General features: G+C 53.0%; 7 protein-coding genes. 1 reads left to right on the forward strand and 6 read right to left on the reverse strand.

Annotation, left to right across the window (positions count from 1 at the left end; all coding sequences use genetic code 11):
* Positions 1 to 76: 76 nt before the first annotated feature.
* From Q0903_RS19655 to Q0903_RS19680, 6 genes are all read right to left on the reverse strand, one after another.
* Positions 77 to 745 carry a cupin domain-containing protein gene (locus tag Q0903_RS19655; protein ID WP_299418035.1) on the reverse strand — a complete coding sequence of 223 codons (669 nt, stop codon included), beginning with the start codon at positions 743 to 745 and terminating at the stop codon, positions 77 to 79.
* A 137-nt stretch (positions 746 to 882) separates the two neighbouring features.
* On the reverse strand, positions 883 to 1,059 hold the full coding sequence (locus Q0903_RS19660) for a DUF2783 domain-containing protein (RefSeq protein WP_299418037.1): 177 nt from the start codon (positions 1,057 to 1,059) through the stop codon (positions 883 to 885).
* A gap of 30 nt (positions 1,060 to 1,089) precedes the next feature.
* On the reverse strand, positions 1,090 to 1,383 hold the full coding sequence (locus Q0903_RS19665) for a hypothetical protein (protein WP_299418039.1): 294 nt from the start codon (positions 1,381 to 1,383) through the stop codon (positions 1,090 to 1,092).
* Positions 1,384 to 1,535: 152 nt separating this feature from the next.
* The gene (locus Q0903_RS19670) at positions 1,536 to 1,769 is read right to left on the reverse strand and encodes an FAD-dependent monooxygenase (protein ID WP_299418041.1); all 234 of its coding nucleotides are present in this window, start codon (positions 1,767 to 1,769) and stop codon (positions 1,536 to 1,538) included.
* A complete protein-coding gene (locus tag Q0903_RS19675; protein ID WP_299418043.1) occupies positions 1,703 to 2,143 on the reverse strand; it encodes an FAD-dependent monooxygenase in 441 nt (146 codons plus the stop codon). The genes Q0903_RS19670 and Q0903_RS19675 overlap by 67 nt, the downstream gene beginning before the upstream one ends.
* Positions 2,140 to 2,619: a MarR family transcriptional regulator gene (locus Q0903_RS19680; RefSeq protein ID WP_299418045.1), complete on the reverse strand. Its 480-nt coding sequence runs from the start codon at positions 2,617 to 2,619 to the stop codon at positions 2,140 to 2,142. The genes Q0903_RS19675 and Q0903_RS19680 overlap by 4 nt, the downstream gene beginning before the upstream one ends.
* Positions 2,620 to 2,718: 99 nt before the next feature.
* Here Q0903_RS19680 and Q0903_RS19685 point away from each other — a divergent pair, with 99 nt between their 5' ends.
* Entirely contained in the window at positions 2,719 to 4,584 is a 1,866-nt protein-coding gene (locus Q0903_RS19685; RefSeq protein WP_299418047.1) for an FAD-dependent monooxygenase, read from the forward strand.
* The last annotated feature ends 67 nt before the right edge of the window (positions 4,585 to 4,651 follow it).

Here is a 4,651-nt window from a genome sequence, read left to right on the forward strand (position 1 = left end):
TCTAAACATGCAAAATGCTCTAAACCCAAAAAATAACACCCCAAATATCCACCGTTAAAACTGTCACCAGCTCCGGTTAAATTGCAGGTGGTCTCGCGTGGATCAAATGACCGCTTTTGATCCAGATTTGCGCGCCATCAGCACCAGCAATGGCGGTCAGTGGTTTGCCGTCGGGCAACCGCAGCCATGCTCCTTTGCCTAGTGGTTCGCCGCCTTCTTCGACCATGCCGTCTATCACCAACATTTCTATACCTCCCGATTTCGAATTGGTAAGTATGGCCCCTGCATCAAGGCGGCTAAAGGTGACGGTCTCTAGCATATCTTGATGCAACAGAGCTGTAGCGATACCTTCGATGGGCGGTGCTAACATGTCTCGCATCGTCTTGCGAAATTGATTTCGGTCGTTCATGTCGAACTGCCAAAGTTTTACGAATATGGTACAACCAAGGGCTGACCTTGGGGTGTGGGCCGTCGTGGGCGGGTTGCGTACATATGTGCCTGCTGGATAATCGCCATGCTCGTCCTGGAATACGCCGTCCAATACGATAAACTCTTCTCCCCCCGTATGGGTATGTTCCGAGAATGTACTTCCAGCAGCATAGCGCACGATAGACGTGGCGCGTGCAACTTCGCCGCCGATGCGGTCCAACATGCGGCGATCTACGCCCTGCATGGGCGAGGGTCGCCAATCCAGTTGATCAGAGTGGATAACCACACGTTGCATAAAATCTGCGTTAAGCTCCAAGTGTTGTCCTTTCAGGTGATTGATCGCGTCATGGCTACCCCTGATTATTACGTTTTTCTAAACCAATGGGTAGACTCCGAGGGAAGGTGTAAAGATGCCGCCACCGCATGAATGGAAGCGGTAATTTGTGAGAGTCCTTAAGACAGCGCAGTAGCTGCTTCCTTTATACAAGTCTGCACCTGTGCTGTATTGCCAACCTGATGTGCCAGCAGCAACACCAGCGTCGCTAGGAGGAGCTCGCTTTTGTCCGCTCCCACGGCATCAGTCTGCAACGCGAGCGCAGCATAGATTTCTTCTAGCTCAGTGTGATTCATGCCTGTTGGTCCTTAATGAAGGTGACTTCATCATATCCTTTGATGATCTTCGATGCAGTTGCTTTGTACCATCGCCCCGCAATGTGCATGTCGGGCCGGATCAAATATGCAGATTCCACGTCCGGCATCAAAGCTCCTGCAACGGCTCCATCCGGAGATGATGAGCAGCAAGGCAGGATCATCAGCCAGTACAGCCGGGCTGCCACTATAGGTGAATGCAGTCATTTGCCGTGAATTTGCCAGATCGCCTCCGAAGGGATGCGTAAGGGCAAGCGATAGAGCCGCATCGCGCATGATCTGCCAGCCGTGGGTCTTAGGTGTCATAAAGCGCGCACTTTTTGAGGCGCTGGCAAAGATATCCAGCGTGGCACCGCGCCGTTCTGGCGTATTGCTCTCCAACAGGGCTGGGCCGGCCTTACCATTAAGAACCCAGCCAAGTTTGCAACCAATATTGGCGGCATCTGCAAGTCCGTTGTTTAGCCTGCGCACGCCGAAAACTTGCGTATAGGGCTGCGTGCGCCGTCACAGGCCAAAACCCAAGCGGCGGTATGGATATAGTCGCCATTTGGGTCGCGCACCGTCAGCTGTGCGCCCTCGTTAGTGTCCTCAATGCCGACCACTTCGCTTTGCCAGCGCATTTCGATCAATGGATGTGCAGTGGCAGCCTGCCATAGGAGCTGTTCAATATATAGTTGCTGCAAATTATACATGGGGCGGAATTTTTCATCCGGCCGTCTGGCATCTGAAATTCAAGTATCTGTTTGCCACGAAAAAATGTGCGCCCTGTTGTCCAGCCAAGAGACTTCGCCAGAAACGGCTCCAGCGCGCCGATCTGTTCCATGATATAAAAGCTGGGGCGCGCCACGCAGATAGCACGGCTGCCATCATTGAACGTTGCTTTGTTATCGAAAACGACTGATGCAATCCCTTGCTTTGCCAGCGCCAACGCCGCCGTCATGCCAATTGGTCCTGCACCCACAATCGCCACTGGTGTATCTGTGTTTGCTCTGTCGCGGTCTGGCGCATCAAAATACGGATATTTAAAATAAAGAGAGTCTGTCTCGCTACGCCCTGCGGGTCTCATGTTTGGCTCTCCTGAGAGGTTTGCGTGCGGGTGATACGGTTGTGATCCAACTGCAAGGCCTTTTGTAGCAAAAGCGTCAGAGCGCGGGCTTCGTCAGGTGTGAGATGGCCTAGAATATCATTTTGAAGCCCTGCAACCAGTGGGTCAACCTGTGACAGTAAAAGTCGCCCTGCAGGTGTCAATGCCAGCTTGATCGCGCGGCGATCCGTTTCGTTCTTTGTTCTCTGAACAAGGCTCTTTTGTTCCAGCCGTTTGACAACACCGCCAATCGTTGCGCGGTCATACTCTATCAATGCAGCAAGGGACGCCTGATCAAGGTCGGCATGATCTGCCAGCGCTTTCAGGGCGGAAAACTGGACCGAAGTGATGTCATGTCCCGCAGCTTTTAAATGCTGTTGAAAGACTGCTGTAGAGTGTTGGTTTAGCCGCCGGATCAGATGACCTGGCATTTCGGTCAGAACAGCAGGTTTACGCATGATGGGCTTCCCAAATGTAATAAGTATACATATTAACTTGACGAAACACTACGCGCCCGTCAAGATGATATGTATACTTATTATGTGAGGTGCTATGCCATGCAATATCATCTGAACGGCTTCCGCAGTGGCGACCCCGCGATTAGCCAGCCGACCGGCAATATTGCGACTGACGATGCTGTTGACGTGCTGATTGTTGGTTGTGGGCCAGCAGGTTTGACCCTTGCGGCACAGCTGGCGGCGTTTCCCGATATCAAGACAATGATAACCGACCGCAAATCTGGTCCTCTCGAAGTTGGGCAAGCTGATGGTCTCGCTTGCCGTTCGATCGAGATGTTCGAGGCGTTCGGTTTTGCCGAAAAGGTTCTCAAGGAAAGTTATTGGGTGAATGAGGTTGCGTTCTGGCGGCCGGATGAAACACGGCAGGGTCTTAGGCGCGCTGACCGCATACAGGATGTCGAAGATGACCTGTCCGAGATGCCGCATGTGATTTTGAACCAGGCCCGAGTGCATGATTTCTACCTTGAGGTAATGCATAACAGTCCGCGCCGCCTTGTTCCCGACTATCACAGAGAGCTTGTTTCGCTACAGCGGACCGATGATCCCGAGTATCCGGTGACGGCCACTTTCAACTGTATTGAAAAAGGGGATGAAACACAGATTGTACGGGCAAAATATGTTGTCGGATGTGACGGCGCCCGCAGCACCGTGCGCAAGTCGATTGGGCACAGATTAGAAGGCGAGGCAGCACGCCAGCTTTGGGGTGTAATGGACGTGCTTGCAGTGACGGATTTTCCCGACATCCGCCTTAAGGCGGCGATCCAATCTGCGGAGCATGGCAGCATCCTGATCATTCCGCGTGAAGGTGGGTATATGGTGCGCATGTATATCGAACTGGACGCGCTGCACGGTGATGAACGTGCAGCCGATCGCAATGTTACGGCGCAAATGTTGGTTGAGAAAGCCCGCAACATCTTGTCGCCCTTTACTTTGGACGTGAAAGAAATTGCCTGGTGGTCGGCTTATGAGATCGGCCAGCGGGTCTGCGATGCGTTTGATGACGTTTCAGCTGACGCGCGTGGTGTGCAGACCCCGCGCATTTTCATAGCAGGTGATGCCTGTCATACCCACAGCCCCAAGGCAGGACAGGGCATGAATGTCTCTATGGCCGACACTTTTAATTTAGGATGGAAGCTGGCGGCAGTTTTACAGGGGCAAGCAGTGCCACAGCTCCTTGATACCTATTCTGCCGAGCGGCAGGCCAAAGCCAAAGAATTGATCGATTTTGACAAAGACATGGTCCGCCTTTTCAGCGCCAAGCCAAAAGATGCGTCCGAGACTGTCCAGTTTCAAAGCTATTTCAAAAAGCATGGCCGCTACACCGCGGGTGTCGAGACACGTTATGACCCTTCGGTCCTGACGGGATCAGCCACGCATCAGGCACTGGCGCTCGGGTATATTCCCGGCATGCGCTTTCACTCGGCTCCTGTGATACGTCTGGGTGATGCAAAGCCGATGCAGCTAGGTCACGTGCTAAAGGCTGACGGGCGTTGGCGGATCATCGCATTCGCGGGGCAGGATGATACGGGTCAGTCAGGTGGAGCAATCGCGTCGCTCTGCCAGTTTCTGCTAGGCGGACCTATTGCTCAATACACACCGAAGGGGGCCGATGTTGATAGCGTGATGGACGTGCGGGTTGTCTTCCAGTCCCCGCACCGGGAGATGGCTTTGCAACAGCTGCCCGACCTACTTTTGCCGCGCAAGGGTAAGTACGGGTTAGTCGATTATGAGAAGGCGTTTTGCGCTGATATCGTGAGCGGCCCTGACATTTTTGACCACCGCGGCATCGATCGTAGACAGGGCGCCCTGTTGATCATCCGTCCTGATCAGTATGTTTCACAGGTTCTTCCACTGACAGCGCATAAGCAGATCACGGACTTCTTTGACGGATTTATGCACTTTTAGTATTTTTAGGTTTTATATTATCTGAATGTTTTTGCGGTTTCTGGCAGCCATAGTGCGATGTCTGGGA

The sequence above is a fragment of the uncultured Sulfitobacter sp. genome (assembly GCF_947502895.1).
Lineage (GTDB): Bacteria > Pseudomonadota > Alphaproteobacteria > Rhodobacterales > Rhodobacteraceae > Sulfitobacter.

Bases quoted from the DNA above. Each gene is read 5' to 3' on its own strand.
- Q0903_RS19665 (WP_299418039.1), bottom strand. From the start codon at position 1,383: ATGACACCTAAGACCCACGGCTGGCAGATCATGCGCGATGCGGCTCTA.
- Q0903_RS19660 (WP_299418037.1), bottom strand. From the start codon at position 1,059: ATGAATCACACTGAGCTAGAAGAAATCTATGCTGCGCTCGCGTTGCAG.
- Q0903_RS19680 (WP_299418045.1), bottom strand. From the start codon at position 2,619: ATGCGTAAACCTGCTGTTCTGACCGAAATGCCAGGTCATCTGATCCGG.
- Q0903_RS19670 (WP_299418041.1), bottom strand. From the start codon at position 1,769: ATGTATAATTTGCAGCAACTATATATTGAACAGCTCCTATGGCAGGCT.
- Q0903_RS19675 (WP_299418043.1), bottom strand. From the start codon at position 2,143: ATGAGACCCGCAGGGCGTAGCGAGACAGACTCTCTTTATTTTAAATAT.
- Q0903_RS19685 (WP_299418047.1), top strand. From the start codon at position 2,719: ATGCAATATCATCTGAACGGCTTCCGCAGTGGCGACCCCGCGATTAGC.